Origin of the sequence: Sandaracinus amylolyticus, assembly GCF_021631985.1 — a bacterium.
GTDB lineage: Bacteria > Myxococcota_A > Polyangia > Polyangiales > Sandaracinaceae > Sandaracinus > Sandaracinus amylolyticus_A.
This window is the reverse complement of sequence record NZ_CP070225.1, coordinates 3223651-3240017: the sequence shown is the minus strand read 5'-3', so window position 1 is coordinate 3240017 and position 16367 is coordinate 3223651. Positions and strand designations below refer to the sequence as shown.

The window sequence follows — 16367 nt, the reverse complement described above, 5'->3', positions numbered from 1 at the left end:
GTCTGGACCTATCGATCGATAGGTCCCAGACTCGCCTCGTGAACGACTGGATCGGGGCGCGATCGTACGGGGAGCTGCTCATCGCGTGCTTCGCGCTGTGCGCGTCGCTGACCGCGATCGGTCTCGTCAGCGGCTACGCCGCGGAGCGCGCGGCGTGGAAGCGCGGGCGCAAGGTCTTCGACGTGCCGCTCAAGCGCGGTCAGCTGCGCCACGAGATGATCGGCACCGCGCTGTTCCACGTGCTCTTCGTGCCGGTCTTCGCGGGTGTGCTCGCGAGCGGCGCGATGCGCTTCTCGAGCGGCTGGGCCGCGGAGATCGCGGGCTTCTTCGTGCCCTGGTACACGTTCCAGCTCGGCTACTACGCGATGCACCGCGCCATGCACAGCAAGGCGCTCTTCTGGATGCACCGCTGGCACCACGAGTCGCTCGTGACGACGCCGATGACGGGGCTCTCGATGCATCCTGCCGAGGCGATCGGCTGGATCGTGATGATGCTCGTGCCGCCGGTCGTGCTCTCGCACTTCGGTCTGCTCGGTGCCGGTGGATGGTTCGTCTTCTTGAGCCTCCACTGGTCGGGCAACATCGCGGGCCACGCGAACGCCGAGATGTTCCCGACGCGCAGCACGCGATGGACGACGCTGCTCTGGTCGAACCCGATCTCGTACCACTCGCTCCACCACGCGCGCTTCGACGGCCACTACGGCTTCGTCGCGGCGACGATGGACGTGCTCTTCGGCACCGAGTTCCCCGACTGGCTCGCGGTGCACCAGCGCGTCTTCGGCGGCACCCCGATGAAGGCGCTCAAAGAGAAGCTGGCGCCGAAGGACTGACGCGCTCGGCCCGCCCGCCGGTCCCTCGGACTCATTAATCAGTGGATGTCGATCCACCCGCCGGGCACGTAGATCCGCACGCCGCTGCGCTCGCGCACCGTCGGCGCGATCGGCCGCGCGCCCGCGCTCGGCGGGAGCTGCCACGCGCCCGGCACCCAGACCCACGCGCGACCTTCGAGCCGCCACGCGCCCGCGACCCACACCACGCCCGGCACGCGCGGCGGCACGGGGATCACCTCGGTGCGCGGCGGAGGCGGCGGCGGGATCTCGACGTCGATCTCGCGGGTCGCCCGCGGCTCGGGCGGGGGAGGCGGCGGCAACGGCGGAGGCGGCGGCGGCTCGGGGGCGCGCGCGACGAACTCCGGCTGCTCGGGCGCGGGCGGCGGTGGGCGCACCACGAACGTGCCCGGCACCCACACGTAGTCGAGAACGCCCTGATCGAAGCGCCAGAACCCTGCCACCCAGTCGACGTCGGCCGACGGCGTGGGCGGCTGCGTCTCGACGAGCGGGGGCGGGGGCGGCTGGGCCGGGTGCTGGGTGCGTCGCGCGACGCAGCGCGCCTCGTCGGGCTCGCGCTCGCAGCGCGCGGTCTCGCGCTCCTCGTCGGCGCGCACCGTCGCGTGGTACTCCGCGGCGCGCACGCGCTCGCTCTCGACGCGTGCCGCGAAGCGCGCGGCGTACTCCTCGGGCGAGCCGTCCGGCACGAGGTCCTGGTCGCGGAACCGAAAGACGATGCCGTCGAGATCGCTCGGGGCCGAGAGCCAGACGCGCACGACGATCTCGGCGCCCGCATCGCGCGGCGTGTCGTCGTACTGCCACGTGTGGATCCCGTCGGCGAAGCGCGTCGGCACGCCGAGCGGGAAGTACGCGTAGCCCTGGCTCAGCGCGACCTGGTAGCCCTCGGGCTCGTCGGCGAAGGGAACGAGCTCGGGCATCGCCGAGAGCGCGACCTCGGGAGCCGCGGGACTGCCGGGACGCGCGACGGCGTCGGACGCACGGAGGATCTCACCGCCCGCCGCGCTCGGTGCGCCGGGCGCGGCGCTGCTCGCGGCCGCGTCGCCGCGGCATCGCGCGTGCGCCTCGGGGCTGACGTCGTTCCACGAGCCGCTGAGCTCGCTGCGGACCGCGTCGCCGTGGCGGCGGACGATCGAGTAGTAGAGGGGAATGCGCCGCGGGCCGTACGCCTCGATGGTCAGTCTTCGGCCCCACGTGATCTCGCGCGCGGGGAAGCGCACCTCGAAGGGGCCGGTGGCGCAGCGCGCCGGCGCGACGAAGCGCAGGTCCTGCGCCGACTCCCAGTGATCTCCGTCCGGCGTGGTCGGTCGCACGCTCTCGGCACCGCCGCCGCACGCGGCCGTGACGATCGCGAGCACCGCCAGGACGAGCAGTCGCTCTCGCATGAGACCTCGACGGCGCGCTCTCGCGCGCGATTCAGCGCTCAGAGGTGACCAGGAACCGTCGTGCAGCGTGCACCGCAAGCGGGCTGGGGACCCGCGCGCAGCTCGGGGGTCGACAGGGGGGCGCACAGCCCCCCGGGGAAGGTCAGAGGAGCTTCGCGAGCAACCGGTCGAGCTCGTCGTAGCTCGAGTAGTTGATCTCGATGTGCCCCTCGCCCTTGCGATCCGAGAGCGTGACCCGCGCGCCGAGGCTCTTGCTCAGACGGTTCTCGAGGTCGCGCACGTTCGCGCTGCTCGTCTTCGCCGTCTCCTCGCCGTCCTTCGCGGGCTCGCTCGCGCGCGCGATCGCGCGCACCTGACGCTCGGTCTCGCGGACGCTCCAGCCCTTCTCGACGGCGAGCTTCGCGAGCTTGGACATCTGCGCTGCGCTCGGCGCGCCCAGCAGCGCGCGCCCGTGGCCCTCGCTGAGCTCGGCGTTCTCGAGCCGCTCGAGCACGTTCTGCGGGAGCTTCAGGAGGCGCAGCGAGTTCGCGATCGTCGTCCGGTCCTTGCCGACCTTCTGCGCGATCGTCTCCTGCGTGTGCCCGTGCTCGTCGATGAGGCGCTGCAGCGCGCGCGCGGTCTCGACCGCGTTGAGGTCCTCGCGCTGCAGGTTCTCGACGATCGCCGCCTCGAACGCGGTCTGCGTCGAGAGCTCGCGCACGACGATCGGCACCTCGCGCAGCCCGGCGCGCTGCGCCGCGCGCCAGCGGCGCTCACCCGCGATGATCTCGAAGCCGCCCGCGGGCTCGCCCGCGACCTGCGGACGCTTGCGCACCAGGATCGGCTCGAGCACGCCGAGCTCGCGGATCGACTGCGCGAGCTCGTCGAGCTTGCCTTCGTCGAAGCGCGTGCGCGGCTGCGCGCGGTTCGGGTGCACGTCCTCGATCGCCGCGCTGACCGGATCACGCGGCGCGGGCGGCGCGGCCTTCGTGGTGCCCGGCGACGACGAGGTCGCGGGCGCGGGCCCGAGCAGACCATCGAGACCGCGGCCGAGCCGCTTTCCCTGCTTGGGATCGGCGGGGCTCATGCCGCCTCGGACGATGCGCCGAGCAGCTCGCGCGCGAGGCTCAGATAGCCGTGCGAGCCGCGCGAGCCCGCGTCGTAGAGGATGACGGGCTTGCCGTGCGAGGGCGCCTCCGCGAGCCGCACGTTGCGCGGGATCACCGTCTCGAACACGCGGAAGTGCTTGCGCACCTCGTCCGCGACCTCGCGCGCGAGGTTCGAGCGCGGGTCGTACATCGTGAGGAGCACGCCGTTCACGTGGAGCCGCTCGTTGAGCACGCTCTTCACGCGCTCGATCGTGCCGCTCAGGCGCGAGAGCCCTTCGAGCGCGTAGTACTCGCACTGCATCGGCACGAGCACCGCGTCCGCCGCGACGAGCGCGTTGAGCGTGAGCAGACCGAGCGAAGGCGGGCAGTCGACGAGAATGAAGTCGAAGTCGTCGCGCACCGTCGCGATCGCTTCGCGAAGACGCGTCACGCGATCCTCGACGTCGGCGAGCTCGGTCTCGATCGCCGCGAGATCCGGCGTGGTCGGCGCGATCTTCAGCGTGGGCAGCTCGGCGGTCTCGAGCAGCACGTCGCGCAGCGACGCTTCGCCGATCAGCACCTCGTAGGTGCCGCGCTCGATCGACGATGGCGCGTGACCGAGGCCGCTCGTCGCGTTGGCCTGCGCGTCCATGTCGACGAGCAGCACGCGCTGCTCGGCGACGGCGAGGCTCGCGGCGAGGTTGACGGCGGTGGTCGTCTTACCGACGCCGCCTTTCTGGTTCGCGATCGCGAGGACCTCGGCCATAGGGGCGACCGGTTTATCAGGGCGGGAGATCCGCTTCAACCGCTTCGCGTTGCACCTTTTTTTGTCCTCGCGATCGTCAGTGGTAGACAAGCGCACATGTAGGACAACGTGGTCGCGCGGCGCAGATGATAGCGCTGGAGTCGCGACCGCTGCGCTGCCGAGCAGGGGAGTCGATCACGATGCGTGGACCGAAGCGATACCACTCGATCGAGGAGTTCGAGCGCGAAGAGATCCGGACCGACATCAAGCTCGGCTGGTCGCTCGACGATCTGTACGCCGACGCGAACCTCGAGCGTCGCGTCGAAGAAGCCGAAAAGGATCCAGCCGAGCTGGACTTCGACTGATCCGCATTCGCGCGAGAGCGTCCCATCTGCCTCCGGGACGCGCTCGCAGCCGGGCTTCGGAGGTCGCCCCCTTCGAGGCCCACTTCTCATCCGCGAGAGCGTCCCACCTGCCTCCGGGACGTGCTCGTACCGCTCGTCGCGCGTTCGCCCCGCGCGTCGAGCCGGGCCTCGAAGGTCGCCCCCTTCGAGGCCCATTTTCTTTCCGTCACTGATACGCCATCGCGCTGATCAGGCCCTGACAGCCGCGCGCTTGAGGCGATCCCGCGAAGCGCTGCTCGAGGGTCGCGCACGTGCGCTCCAGCTCCGCGCGATCGCGCGCTTGGAACGCGCAGCTCGCGCGATCCCAGAGCACCTCGCGCGTCGGCGGTGCACCTCGGAGCGCACGCACGCAGCCGGCCCAGTCGCCGCTCGAGATGAACGGGCGCGCCGCGACGCGCTCTGCCGCGCCGGGCGCGCTGGTGTCGAACCCCGGCGGTACGGGACTGCCGCTCGACGCGGGCTCGTCGCGCACCGGCTCCTCGCGCGCGGCCCGTCGAGCCCGCGTGCGTCTCGTCGCGACCTCGACCGGTGCGCCGGAATCGGGCTCGGCGACCGTTCCCGCGTCGGCCGCTGCGATCACGCCGGCGTCGATCACCGGTGGCGGCGGAGGCGGCGTGCTCGCGAGCGTCTCGCTCGGTCTCGTCTCGCTCGCGCGCATCGACGTCGCGATCACCGCGACCGCGATCGTCGCACCGACTCCGACGACGCCGAGCGCCAACAACGCGGCGAGCACGATCCACATCGCGCGAGAGCTCGCCCGCGCGCTGCTCGGCTCGCGCCCGGTGCCCGTCGTCGCGAACGCATTGCCCATCGGCGTGATGCCCGCGGGGGTCGCGCGCGTCGCGGGGGTCGCGCCCATCGTCGGCGGCACCATCACGTGCGCGCCGCTCCCGATCGCGTGCAGCGCGCGCCGGAAGGTCGTCGCGTCGGGGAAACGCTCGCTCGGGCTCTTCGCGAGCGCGCGCTGCAGCAGCGACTCGAGCGCGTCGCCCACGACCACGCCCCGCGCCCGCAGCGAGGGCGTCGGATGCGTGAGGATCTGCACGAAGAGCGAGGCCATCGTCGCGCCCTCGAAGGGCGGGCGACCGCTCAACATCTCGTGGAGGATCACCCCGAGCGACCAGAGGTCCGTGCGCGCGTCGAGCGCTGCGCCCTGCGCCTGCTCGGGCGACATGTAGTGAGGCGTTCCCATCACCACGCCGGTCGACGTGATCGCGCCCACCGGATCCTCGGCGAGGCTCTTCGCGAGCCCGAAGTCGAGCAACACCGCGCGCTCGCCCGCGCCGGGAACGTGCGCGAGGAACACGTTCGCGGGCTTCAGATCGCGATGCACGAGCCCGATCCCGTGCGCTGCCTCGAGCCCGGAGGCGATCTGATCCGCGATCGAGAGCGCGACGTCGTGGGCGAGCGGGCCGCGACGCAAGCGCGCCGCGAGATCCTCGCCCTCGAGCCGATCCATCACGAGGAACGCGATGCCCTCGGGCGTCTGATCGAAGTCGTGGATCGCGACGATGTGCGCGTGCCCGAGCGCGGCGAGCGCGTGCGCCTCGCGACGGAACCGATCGAGCGCGCTGGTGCGCGCCGCGATCTCCGGCAGAAGCACCTTCACCGCGTAGGCCTTGCCGGTGCGGACGTGACGCGCCGCGTACACCGCGCCCATGCCGCCCGCGCCGAGCCGTGCCTCGATGCGGTACGTCCCCGAGAGCACGCGCCCCACGATCGGATCGCCGGCGCCCGCGCTCACGGGACGAGCCTTCCACGAGCGCGCCTGCGTGCACAAGCACGAGAGAAGCGCTCGCCCCACTGGTCACGCGAGAACCGTTGCGCTAGATGCAATCGCTGCGGAGGCAGAAGAAGACGTGGGATCGGTCGAGCTGATGACGCCCTCGATGCTGGAGCGGATGCGCGCGTCGTGTCAGCTCGCGTCGGACTGTCTGTTGATGGTCGGCGAGAAGCTCCGCGCGGGCATGACGACCGACGAGGTCAACACGCTCGTGCACGAGTTCATCGTCTCGAACGATGCCATCCCGTCGCCGCTCAACTACAAGCCGGGCGGCGCGCCTCGTCCGTTCCCGAAGAGCGTGTGCACGAGCGTCAACGAGGTCGTCTGCCACGGCATCCCGGGCAAGCGTCGCCTCGAGAACGGCGACATCGTGAACGTCGACGTCACGACGTACTTCCGCGGCTTTCACGGCGACACCAGCGCGACGTTCTACATCGGCGAGCCGAGCGCGGAGGCGAAGCTCGTCACCGAGACCGCGCGGCACTGCCTCGAGCTCGGCATCGCGCAGGTGAAGGACGGCGCGCGCATCGGCGACATCGGCGCGGCGATCCAGGAGTACGCGGAGGGCCGCGGCTGCTCGGTGGTGCGCGAGTACGTCGGGCACGGCGTCGGGCGCGAGTTCCACATGCCGCCCCAGGTGCCGCACTACGGCAAGCGCGGGGCAGGGCAGCGGCTGCGCGCCGGGATGGTCTTCACCATCGAGCCGATGATCAACGTCGGGCACTACGAGACCGAGATGCTCGACGACCAGTGGACGGTCGTGACCCGCGATCGCTCGCTGTCCGCACAGTTCGAGCACACGGTGCTGGTCACGCGCACCGGCTGCGAGGTCCTCACCCATCGGCGCGGCGTGCTGCGCTCGAGCGAGGACAAGCCGTGGACGTCGGTGGGCCCGCTCTCGACGCGCGCCGCGTTCGAAGCGCGCAATCCCGCCGGCACCTGAGCGTCAGCGGCTGACGCGGTTCTTCCCGGACTGCTTCGCGCGGTACATCGCCTCGTCCGCGCGCTGGAAGAGCTGCTGGGTGTCGGCCGCCTCGTCGGGGAACACCGCGAGCCCGATGCTCACGCCCACGCGCAGCTCGACGCCGTCCTTCGGATACGGCTCGTCGGCGATCACACCGCGCAGCTGCTCGGCGAGCGCGCTCGCGCCTTCGGTGTCGAGGCGCGGCGCCGCCACGAGGTACTCGTCGCCGCCGAACCGGCACGCGATCGCGCCCACCTGCCCGGCGATCGCGCGGGCGATGCGCCGTCCTGCCTCGCCGATCACGTGCGCGCCGAAGAGGTGCCCGTGGGTGTCGTTGATGCGCTTGATGCCGTCGAGATCCATCACGAGCAGCGCGACGCGCTCGCTCGCCTGACGCGCTCCGGTGATCATCTGCGCGAGCTCGCGATCGAAGCGACGTCGCACGAAGAGCCCGGAGAGATCGTCGATGCTGATCAGGCGCTGCAGCATCTCGTCGTAGGCCTGATCGTCCTCGTCCTGCACCTCGAAGCGCAGCACGGTGGTGCCGACCTGGATCTTCGTCGCGGGACGCAGCACCGCTTCGCGACAGGGCAGGTCGTCGACGCGCATCCCGTTGGTACTGCCGAGATCGACCACGGCCCACGCATCGCCGCGATCCTCGATGCGCGCGTGCAGGTACGAGACGCTGGTGTCCGCGAGCGAGAGCCCCGCGTCGGGCGCGCGCCCGATGGTCAGCGTGCGATCGAGCCGGCGCGAGGTCCCGAGGTCCGGCCCCGCGATCACCACGAGCACGGGCGCGAGCCGCGTCTTGATCGCGCGCGCGACCTCCGCCCGGAAATCGGTGGGATCTTCGAGACGAACGGTCCCACCCGGGCCCGACGCGGAGCGACTGCTCATGCGGAGACGAATCGTAGCTCAACCGAGCGCCCAGATCGTCCCGCTCTCGTCGACCTCGATCTCCACGCGATCCAGCGCGCGCCCCCGGCACGGGCCCTCGATGCAGTAGCCGTCGACGCGCCGGAAGAGCGCGCCGTGCGTGCCGCACATCAGGTGTCGCCCGTCGTCGTCGAAGAACCGTCGCGAGCCGCCGTCGATCGGGATGGGCAGGTGCTTGCAGCGGTTCACGTACGCGCGCAGCCCGCCCGTGTCGTCCAGCAGCACGATCACCTCGCGCGGCGTGCCGTCGTGATCGTTCGAGATGCGCGCGGTGAGCACGCGCTCGGGGCCCAGGCTCGATCGAGGTCCGACGCGGACGCGCAGGGGATCGCTCACGCTCACTTCTTCTTGGGCTTCTGGCTCTCGCTCGCGTGCCGCGCCGCGATCGCCTTGCCCGGCTCGGCGTAGACGCGCTTCGCCTTCACCGACACCAGCTCGCGCTGCGGCAGCACGCACGCGGTGAGGCGGCCACCGTAGACGCAGCCGCTGTCGAGCCCGGTCGCGAACGGATGCTGCTGCAGCCCGGTGACCGCGTCGTGCCCGAAGTAGACGTGCTGCGGACCGACCCAGAGCCGCGCCCACGGCGTGCCGTCGTCGAGCCTCTTGCTCGCGGTGCCGTCCTCGCGGATCGAGCGCATCGTCAGCATGTCCTCGGGCTTCTGGCGATCGAGCGGGACACCCGGCACCAGCCCCGCGTGCACCACGAGCGCGCGGTGCTCCGGCAGCGAGATCGTATAGGGCAGCGCCTCGAGCCATGCCCACTCGGGCTCGTCGAGCTTGCGCGCCGCCTTCTTCAGCGCGTCGTTCACGTCGGCGCCGGGATCGCGGCGGAGGCGCAGCAGGCTCGCGTCGTGGTTGCCCAGCACCGACTGCGCGCCGAGCTCGCGCAGCAGCCGCACGACGCCCACCGACTCCGGTCCCTTCGCGACGAGGTCACCGACCATCACCAGGCGATCGTCGCGCGTGAGGGCGATCTGCGAGAGGAGTCGCTCGAGCTCGTCGAGGCAGCCGTGGACGTCGCCGACGATGACGGTGCGTGCGGACATCGATCGCCGCGAGCTTGGGCCCCCGCGCTGCAACTGCAAACCCGAAAGATGCGCTTCGAAACGCGAAGAGGCGACGATCCGGAGATCGTCGCCTCTTCGTCGAGCGTGACCGTCGTTACCGAGGACGGCTCACTGGAGCAGCGCGCCGCACTGCGCGCCGCGGGCCGCCGTGAGCAGCTCCGGGAAGAACGGGAAGCTGCGCGCGTCGAAGCTCGGCGCGAACGTCGCCGCCGCCATGAAGCAGAGGTCGGTGTTGCCGCAGCGGCCGCCGTTCGCCGCCGTGTTCGCGCACGTCACGAACGCGTTCCACTGACCCTCGCACGCGCCGCCGGTGCCGAGCGCCGCCTCGACGCACGCGTTCTGATCCGCCGCGCTCGCGCACTCGTCGTTCAGGCAGCAGCCGATCTCGCCGAACTCGTTGTCGCAGACGCCCGTCGCCGAGCACGTCGCGATCAGCTCGCTGCTGATGCACGCGCCGCAGTTGTCCGCCATCGGATCGCCGTCGATGCACGCCTCGTACGCTTCCTGCGTCGTCGCGGCCTCGATGCACGTCGCGGTCGCGGCCGCGCAGACGTTGCCGGTGGGCGCGCGGCCCGTGCCCGGCGGGCAGGTGTCGGGCGTGCCCGAGTCGGTGCGGCCCGCGTCGGTGCCACCGCCGGTGCCCGAGTCCGTGCCGCCGCCGTCGGGGAATGTGATCACCGGCGAGTCGTCGTCGCCGCACGCGACCAGGCCCACCAGGGCGACGCACACGATCGCAAGTCGAAGTGCCATCCGATCCATCCGAACATCCTCCTCAGCGGGGCTGCCCCCGAATCACGGCCACCTGCCCGGCCGCCCAGAACAAGCGGCGCAAATACGCCAGCGCTCAAACGTGGTCAACGGGCGGGGCCCTGCGCCCCCGTCGTTCGTGAGCTTGCTCATTCGATCGCGAGCCGCGCGCGCCACTAGACTCGCGCGCATGGCGACCGCGAAGAAGACACCCGCGAAGAAGACCACCACCGCAGCATCGAAGTCGGAGACCAAGCTGCGCGAGGGCGCGCCTGCGCCCGACTTCACGCTTCCCTCGAGCGACGGACACGACGTCTCGCTCTCCGCGCTGCGCGGCAAGAACGTCGTGGTCTATTTCTATCCGAAGGACGACACGCCGGGCTGCACGCTCGAAGCGCACCAGTTCCGCGACGCGCGCGCCGAGCTCGCGAAGCGCAACGCGGTCGTGCTCGGCGTGAGCAAGGACAGCATCGAGTCGCACTGCCGCTTCCGCGACAAGCACTCGCTCGACTTCCCGCTGCTCAGTGATCGCGAAGGCCAGGTGATCGACGCGTACGGCGCGTGGGGCGAGAAGAACATGTACGGCAAGAAGTCGATGGGGATCATCCGCAGCACGGTCGTGATCGCCCCCGACGGCACGGTGAAGAAGGTCTTCCCGAAGGTGAAGGTCGACGGGCACGTCGACGCCGTGCTCGCCGCGATCGACGCCTGATCCGGTGCGCTCCGGACGCGTGCTGGCCGGTCCGGACACGCATCTCCGTGCGACGGCTCATCTTCCAGTGAGATCGCTCAAGAACACGACGCGGCGCGTCTTTCCGCTGCTGTGGGCGATTGCGTACGCTGCCCGAGCTCGTGTGGGCCTCGCAGCGTGGAGATGTACGAGATGAACGTCGCTTGGATGCAACGGACTGGCTTTCTCGCAGGCTTCTTCGCGCTCGCCGCGGGGAGCGCCGGGTGTGCGAACAACGGCGGAGATCCAGAGTGCGATCCCGCGTGTCCCACCTTCTACATGTGCTGTAGCGCGAGCGACGGGATCGCTTGTCGCGACATCGTCAACGACCCGAACAACTGCGGCGGGTGCGGCGTGCACTGTCCCTCCGGCATCTGCCGCGAGGCGGCGTGCGTGCCCGGCGTGCAGGGCGATGGCGGCCTTCCGGGGGACGGCGGCTCGGGCGGCGACTGCCGTCCGATGTGCGGCTCGACCGAGCGCTGCTGCGGCACGACGTGCGTGTCGCGCGTGGGCTACGCGTTCGGCGGCGATGGACGCAGCGACCCGTCGTTCGACTCGTGCAACGGCTGCGGCATCGCGTGCGACGAGGAGCGCGCGAGCGCGTGCTCGATCCCCGGTGGTGCCGCGATGGGCACCCCGCGCTGCATGTGCGGCTCGCTCGATCAGTGCCGCGAGGGCGAGCTCTGCGTGAGCCAGGCGGGCAGCTTCACCTGCGTCAGCACCTCGAACGATCCGCGCAACTGCGGCGCGCCGGGCAATGCATGCGCGGCGGGCGAGTCGTGCGTCGGCGGCGCCTGTCAGTGCTCGTCGGCCGGTGTTGCGTGCACCGGCGGCACCGCGTGCTGCTCGACGGGCTGCATCGACGTCATGACCGACGAAGCGAACTGCGGCGCATGCGGGACGGCGTGCGGCGCGGGCGAGACCTGCGTCGGCGGTGAGTGCCGCTGCGGGACCGAGGTGTGTGAGCGCCCGATGTCGGGCACGTTCGGCGCGACCTGCGGCGAGATCTGCTGCGAAGGGACGTGCATCGCCGTGGACGAGGCGAACTGCGGCGGGTGCGGCACGACGTGCACGGGCGAAGAGGACATCTGCGGCGTGCCGCTCGGACTGACGCCGGGCGCGCCGGTCGCGCCGCCGACCTGCGGACCGATGTTCGAGCCGCCCCTGACGTTCCGCACGGAGTGCGGCGCGGGCGGTGGCTTCCCCGGTCTCGGTGACGGCGGACTTCCGTTCCCCTGAGAGCGCGTCGCGACCCCGAGCCCGCGAGGAGTGAGCTCCTCGCGGGCTCGTCGCGTTTTCAGCTCGCGAGCGCCACGAACGCGACGTCCTCGTCGCCGAGCCGCAGCACCACGAAGAGCATCGGGCCGACCTCGGTATCGACCGCGACGACGCTGGGCGCGCGCACGATCACGAGGCCGCCGCGATGCGCGATCACGAGCCCGCGCGCCTCGTCGCCCATGCGCATCCGGAGCGCGAGCCCGTGCGCGACACGATCCTCGGGGAGCTCGCCGTCGTGCGTCCAGAGCACGAGCGCGCCGTCGTCGCGATCGCGCACCCGCGCGTCCACGGTGCAGCGGCCCGCGTGCAGTCGCTCCTCGAGATCGAGCGAGACGTCGTGACCGCCGAGCGCGCGCAGCTCGAGCGCTGCGGGCAAGAGGTGTCGAACGCGCGCCGGGAACCCCGCGTGCTCCACGACGAAGCCCTGGGGTCCCACGTCACCGACGCGCCCCACGAGGCGCGTCTCGAGCGTGAGGGTGCCGTCGGCGGCGCGGCGGGTGCGCGATGCACCCGGAGGTGCGTGCTCGACACCGACGTACGCGACCGTCGAGTCGACCGCGTCGCGCGCGAACGATCCGCGGTCGAAGGGGAGCACGAGACGCTCCCGAGCGCGCTCCACAGGGGTCATGCCCGCGGAATCAGCATTCGTCATGCCACGAGGGACCCTCGCGGAAACGTGTCGTCTCACCCGGGCGAGCGAGACGCGCGTGTCATGGCGGCCGCAGTGGGTGTAAGAACGAATTCGCGCACTTCCGGCGCGACCGCGTGCGCCCTTTGACTCCGGGGAACGGGAAGGGTACACGGACCCGCTCGTCTCCGCGCGATCGCGTGCACGAGCCCCGCGATGTCGTCGTCCTCGCCCACGCCCGAGCCGCTGGATCCCAACTTCCAGCTCAAGCTTCCGAGCTTCGAGGGCCCGCTCGATCTGCTCCTGCACCTCTGCCAGAAGCACGAGCTCGACATCGTGAACCTGCCGGTCGCGTTCGTGACCGAGCGCTACCTCGAGTACATCCGCGTGATGGAGAGGCTCGACCTCGACATCGCGAGCGAATACCTCGTGATGGCGGCGACCCTCGCGCACATCAAGAGCAAGTCGCTGCTGCCGCCGGACCCGACGGCGGAAGCGGAAGAGAGCGCGGACGAAGAAGAGATCGACCCGCGTCAGGAGCTCATCCGCCGGCTGCTCGAGTACCAGAAGTACAAGGCGGCGGCGGAGGACCTCGGTGCGCGCGGCGTGCAGGGGCGCGACGTGTTCCTGCGCGGGATGGAGGCGCCGGAGGCGACGGGCCCGGCGGCGCTCGCGGGCGTCGGTCTCTTCAAGCTGCTCGACGCGTTCCAGGCGGTGCTCAAGCGCGCGAAGCAGGACCTCGCGTTCCAGATCACCGCGGAGGGCGTGAGCATCCAGGACCGCATGTCGCAGCTCACCGAGCGACTGCGGACGAAGCGACGCTGCACGTTCGACGAGCTCTTCGACGACGTGAAGTCGATGTACGACGTCGTCGTGACGTTCCTCGCGATCCTCGAGATGGCGAAGCGACGTCTGGCGCGCGTGTACCAGAGCGAGCCCATCGCGCCGATCCACCTCGAATACCGAGTGCTCGACGCGGACGGGACCGAGGAGAGCGCGAGCGGGCCGGGGGAGGGCGACTACTCGGACGTCGCGGCGCTCGAGAGCGCATCGGAGGGCGCGCCGCGCGACACGCACGACGTCGCCGCGGCCCAGAGTGTTTCGCCCGAGAGCGCGTCGGACGTCGAGCCTGCGTCGGACATCGAGCCTGCGTCGGGCATCGAGACTGCGTCGGACATCGAGACTGCGTCGGACATCGAGCCTGCGTCGGACATCGAGCCTGCGTCGGACATCGAGACTGCGTCGGACATCGAGACTGCGTCGGACATCGAGCCTGCGTCGGACGTCGAGCCTGCGTCGGACGTCGAGCCTGCGTCGGGCATCGAGACTGCGTCGGACATCGAGCCTGCGTCGGACATCGAGACTGCGTCGGACATCGAGACTGCGTCGGACATCGAGACTGCGTCGGACATCGAGACTGCGTCGGACATCGAGCCCGCCTCGGACATCGAGACCGCCTCGGACATCGAGACCGCCTCGGACATCGAGACCGCCTCGGACATCGAGACCGCCTCGGACATCGAGACCGCCTCGGACATCGAGACCGCCTCGGACATCGAGACCGCCTCGGACATCGAGACCGCCTCGGACATCGAGACCGCCTCGGACATCGAGACCGCCTCGGACATCGAGACCGCCTCGGACATCGAGACCGCCTCGGACATCGAGACCGCCTCGGAAATCGAGACCGCCTCGGAAATCGAGACCGCCTCGGAAATCGAGACCGCCTCGGACATCGAGACCGCCTCGGAAATCGAGACCGCCTCGGCAATCGAGACCGCCTCGGCAATCGAGACCGCCTCGGACATCGAGACCGCCTCGGCAATCGAGACCGCCTCGGAAATCGAGACCGCCTCGGAAATCGAGACCGCCTCGGACATCGAGACCGCGTCGGACATCGAGACCGCCTCGGAAATCGAGACCGCGTCGGACATCGAGACCGCCTCGGCAATCGAGACCGCCTCGGCAATCGAGACCGCCTCGGCAATCGAGACCGCCTCGGACATCGAGACCGCCTCGGACATCGAGCCCGCCTCGGACATCGAGCCCGCCTCGGACATCGAGACCGCGTCGCGAGAGCACGACGAGTCGGCGGAAGCGGCGAGCCACGCGCGCGAGCAGGACGTGTCGGAGCGCGCTGACGATCTTGGCGTCTCGGACCCCGAGCCCGACGCGTCCGATGACGAGCTCGAACGCGCCGCGGCCGAGGACGAGCTCGCGCTCCTTGATCTCGAACGCGACGTTGCGCAGGATCCGCGCCCCGCCGAGCCCCCCGAATCATGAGCCGCCCGCGCAAGCGAAAGCCCCGCTCCGGAGAGGGCGACGGGCTCGACGACGTCAGCACCGACGAGGGCGCCGCGACGAGCACTGCCGACGAGACCGCGCTCTCGCAGGACGACCAGGACGTCGTTCGCGCGGTCGACGAGGTTGCGGACGCGATCGTCGCGCGCGTGCTCGCGGAGGCGGGCGCCGTCGAGGCCACGGACGCCGCGCCCGACGAGCTCGCCGAAGCGGAGGTCGTCGAGCCCGAGCCGGTCGAGGCGCCCCCGGTCGACGCCGACACTGCCGTATCGCCCGATGCCGAGGGCGATCTCGCGCCGGTCGACCCCGCGCTCGCGCGCGCGCTCGGGCTCGACGAGGCGACCGACGACGAGAGTGGCGCGCTGCCCGGCGAGGACACCGAGGATCGACCGGGCCTCGAGAAGGCACCGCCGCTCTCGGTCGGCGCCGATCATCTGAAGGGCGTGATCGAGAGTCTGCTCTTCGTGAGCGACAAGCCGCTCGCTGCGAACCGCATCGCGAAGATCGCGGGCTCGACGACCAAGGAAGTGCAGCGGCTGCTCGACCTGCTCATCGAGGACTATCGCGGTCGCGGCATCGAGCTCATCGAGGTCGCGGGTGGGTACCAGTTCCGCTCTGCGGCGGCGAATGCGCCGTTCGTGCGAGAGCTCGTCGCGCGCAAGCCGGTGCGCCTCACGCGCGCACAGGTCGAGACGCTCGCGATGATCGCGTATCGCCAGCCGATCACGCGCCCCGAGGTCGACGAGATCCGTGGCGTCGACTCGGGCTCGGCGATGAAGGTCCTGCTCGAGAAGAACCTGGTGAAGATCATCGGGCGCAAGGACGAGCCGGGGCGCCCTCTGCTCTACGGCACGACTCCTTACTTCCTGGAGTTCTTCGGGCTCGCGTCGCTCTCGGATCTCCCGACGCTCAAGGAGTACTCGGAGCTGAACGAGGAGAGCCGCGCGCTCTTCCAGCGCCGCACCGGCGAGGCCATCGAGGGCATCGCGGACATCGCGGTCGAGAAGCGCGAGTACTCGGACGAAGAGCTCGAGGAGGCCGCGAAGGAGCTCGACGGAGAGGTCGCCGAGCGCGCGCGCGCAGAGCAGCTCGAGCTCGGGACCGACCGCGCGAGCGACGACGAGCCCGACGCGGAGCGAGACGACACGCCCGTCTCGCGCGCGGATGCCGAGTCCGACGACGAAGAAGACTCGGACGACGAAGACGACGATTCGGACGAAGACGACGAAGACGAAGACGATTCGGACGACGACGAAGAAGACGATTCGGACGAAGACGAAGACGACGATTCGGACGAAGACGAAGGCGACGATTCGGACGAAGACGAAGAAGAAGAAGAAGAAGAAGACGACGACGACGACGACGACGACGACGACGACGACGACGACGACGACGACGACGACGACGACGACGACGACGACGACGACGACGACGACGACGACGATTGAGCTCTCGTCAGCCTCTGCTCGGCATTTCTTTCCTGCACT

At 70.5% G+C, this 16367-nt stretch carries 16 protein-coding genes; 7 read left to right on the top strand and 9 right to left on the bottom strand.

The features are described 5' to 3' along the window. The first annotated feature begins 38 nt into the window (after positions 1-38). Complete coding sequence (locus I5071_RS13405) at positions 39-830, top strand: sterol desaturase family protein (RefSeq protein ID WP_236605834.1); 792 nt, start codon at positions 39-41, stop codon at positions 828-830. Positions 831-868: 38 nt separating this feature from the next. Here I5071_RS13405 and I5071_RS13400 read toward each other — a convergent pair whose 3' ends face one another. From I5071_RS13400 to I5071_RS13390, 3 genes are all read right to left on the bottom strand, one after another. Then, the gene (locus I5071_RS13400; RefSeq protein WP_236605833.1) at positions 869-2230 is read right to left on the bottom strand and encodes a hypothetical protein; all 1362 of its coding nucleotides are present in this window, start codon (positions 2228-2230) and stop codon (positions 869-871) included. A 142-nt stretch (positions 2231-2372) separates the two neighbouring features. Beyond that, on the bottom strand, positions 2373-3296 hold the full coding sequence (locus tag I5071_RS13395; RefSeq protein ID WP_236605832.1) for a ParB/RepB/Spo0J family partition protein: 924 nt from the start codon (positions 3294-3296) through the stop codon (positions 2373-2375). Continuing rightward, positions 3293-4063 (bottom strand): ParA family protein, encoded by a 771-nt coding sequence (locus I5071_RS13390; protein ID WP_236607640.1) that lies wholly within the window; start codon positions 4061-4063, stop codon positions 3293-3295. The genes I5071_RS13395 and I5071_RS13390 overlap by 4 nt, the downstream gene beginning before the upstream one ends. A gap of 179 nt (positions 4064-4242) precedes the next feature. Here I5071_RS13390 and I5071_RS13385 point away from each other — a divergent pair, with 179 nt between their 5' ends. Beyond that, entirely contained in the window at positions 4243-4407 is a 165-nt protein-coding gene (locus I5071_RS13385) for a hypothetical protein (protein WP_157069150.1), read from the top strand. 205 nt (positions 4408-4612) lie between these two features. On the opposite strand, the gene I5071_RS13380 is transcribed toward I5071_RS13385, so the two are convergent. Next, on the bottom strand, positions 4613-6190 hold the full coding sequence (locus I5071_RS13380; RefSeq protein ID WP_236605831.1) for a serine/threonine-protein kinase: 1578 nt from the start codon (positions 6188-6190) through the stop codon (positions 4613-4615). A 133-nt stretch (positions 6191-6323) separates the two neighbouring features. On the opposite strand from I5071_RS13380, the gene map reads away from it, so the two are divergent. Further along, positions 6324-7172: a type I methionyl aminopeptidase gene (gene map, locus I5071_RS13375; protein WP_236607639.1), complete on the top strand. Its 849-nt coding sequence runs from the start codon at positions 6324-6326 to the stop codon at positions 7170-7172. Positions 7173-7175: 3 nt separating this feature from the next. Here the strand turns inward: map and I5071_RS13370 are convergent, their stop codons facing one another. From I5071_RS13370 to I5071_RS13355, 4 genes are all read right to left on the bottom strand, one after another. Further along, entirely contained in the window at positions 7176-8090 is a 915-nt protein-coding gene (locus tag I5071_RS13370) for a GGDEF domain-containing protein (protein ID WP_236605830.1), read from the bottom strand. A gap of 18 nt (positions 8091-8108) precedes the next feature. Beyond that, positions 8109-8465 carry a Rieske (2Fe-2S) protein gene (locus I5071_RS13365; RefSeq protein WP_236605829.1) on the bottom strand — a complete coding sequence of 119 codons (357 nt, stop codon included), beginning with the start codon at positions 8463-8465 and terminating at the stop codon, positions 8109-8111. A 2-nt stretch (positions 8466-8467) separates the two neighbouring features. Beyond that, on the bottom strand, positions 8468-9175 hold the full coding sequence (locus I5071_RS13360; protein WP_236605828.1) for a metallophosphoesterase family protein: 708 nt from the start codon (positions 9173-9175) through the stop codon (positions 8468-8470). Between the two features lie 129 nt (positions 9176-9304). Continuing rightward, positions 9305-9946 carry a hypothetical protein gene (locus tag I5071_RS13355; protein WP_236605827.1) on the bottom strand — a complete coding sequence of 214 codons (642 nt, stop codon included), beginning with the start codon at positions 9944-9946 and terminating at the stop codon, positions 9305-9307. Positions 9947-10133: 187 nt separating this feature from the next. Between I5071_RS13355 and bcp the strand changes: the two genes are divergently transcribed. Both bcp and I5071_RS13345 read left to right on the top strand, forming a co-directional pair. Beyond that, complete coding sequence (bcp, locus tag I5071_RS13350; RefSeq protein WP_236605826.1) at positions 10134-10655, top strand: thioredoxin-dependent thiol peroxidase; 522 nt, start codon at positions 10134-10136, stop codon at positions 10653-10655. Between the two features lie 186 nt (positions 10656-10841). Continuing rightward, complete coding sequence (locus tag I5071_RS13345) at positions 10842-11912, top strand: hypothetical protein (protein WP_236605825.1); 1071 nt, start codon at positions 10842-10844, stop codon at positions 11910-11912. A gap of 58 nt (positions 11913-11970) precedes the next feature. Here I5071_RS13345 and I5071_RS13340 read toward each other — a convergent pair whose 3' ends face one another. After that, positions 11971-12546 carry a hypothetical protein gene (locus tag I5071_RS13340; RefSeq protein WP_236605824.1) on the bottom strand — a complete coding sequence of 192 codons (576 nt, stop codon included), beginning with the start codon at positions 12544-12546 and terminating at the stop codon, positions 11971-11973. A gap of 249 nt (positions 12547-12795) precedes the next feature. Here I5071_RS13340 and I5071_RS13335 point away from each other — a divergent pair, with 249 nt between their 5' ends. Together I5071_RS13335 and scpB are read left to right on the top strand one after the other, a co-directional pair. Beyond that, positions 12796-14862, top strand: coding sequence for a segregation/condensation protein A (locus I5071_RS13335; protein WP_236605823.1), 2067 nt, complete (start codon positions 12796-12798; stop codon positions 14860-14862). Further along, entirely contained in the window at positions 14859-16328 is a 1470-nt protein-coding gene (gene scpB / locus I5071_RS13330) for an SMC-Scp complex subunit ScpB (RefSeq protein WP_236605822.1), read from the top strand. The genes I5071_RS13335 and scpB overlap by 4 nt, the downstream gene beginning before the upstream one ends. The last annotated feature ends 39 nt before the right edge of the window (positions 16329-16367 follow it).

Excerpts from the sequence above, each read along its gene's own strand:
- bcp (WP_236605826.1), top strand. The coding sequence starts at position 10,134 with ATGGCGACCGCGAAGAAGACACCCGCGAAGAAGACCACCACCGCAGCA.
- map (WP_236607639.1), top strand. The coding sequence starts at position 6,324 with ATGACGCCCTCGATGCTGGAGCGGATGCGCGCGTCGTGTCAGCTCGCG.
- I5071_RS13370 (WP_236605830.1), bottom strand. The coding sequence starts at position 8,090 with ATGAGCAGTCGCTCCGCGTCGGGCCCGGGTGGGACCGTTCGTCTCGAA.
- I5071_RS13385 (WP_157069150.1), top strand. The coding sequence starts at position 4,243 with ATGCGTGGACCGAAGCGATACCACTCGATCGAGGAGTTCGAGCGCGAA.
- I5071_RS13355 (WP_236605827.1), bottom strand. The coding sequence starts at position 9,946 with ATGGCACTTCGACTTGCGATCGTGTGCGTCGCCCTGGTGGGCCTGGTC.
- I5071_RS13345 (WP_236605825.1), top strand. The coding sequence starts at position 10,842 with ATGCAACGGACTGGCTTTCTCGCAGGCTTCTTCGCGCTCGCCGCGGGG.
- I5071_RS13390 (WP_236607640.1), bottom strand. The coding sequence starts at position 4,063 with ATGGCCGAGGTCCTCGCGATCGCGAACCAGAAAGGCGGCGTCGGTAAG.
- I5071_RS13360 (WP_236605828.1), bottom strand. The coding sequence starts at position 9,175 with ATGTCCGCACGCACCGTCATCGTCGGCGACGTCCACGGCTGCCTCGAC.
- scpB (WP_236605822.1), top strand. The coding sequence starts at position 14,859 with ATGAGCCGCCCGCGCAAGCGAAAGCCCCGCTCCGGAGAGGGCGACGGG.
- I5071_RS13400 (WP_236605833.1), bottom strand. The coding sequence starts at position 2,230 with ATGCGAGAGCGACTGCTCGTCCTGGCGGTGCTCGCGATCGTCACGGCC.
- I5071_RS13395 (WP_236605832.1), bottom strand. The coding sequence starts at position 3,296 with ATGAGCCCCGCCGATCCCAAGCAGGGAAAGCGGCTCGGCCGCGGTCTC.
- I5071_RS13335 (WP_236605823.1), top strand. The coding sequence starts at position 12,796 with ATGTCGTCGTCCTCGCCCACGCCCGAGCCGCTGGATCCCAACTTCCAG.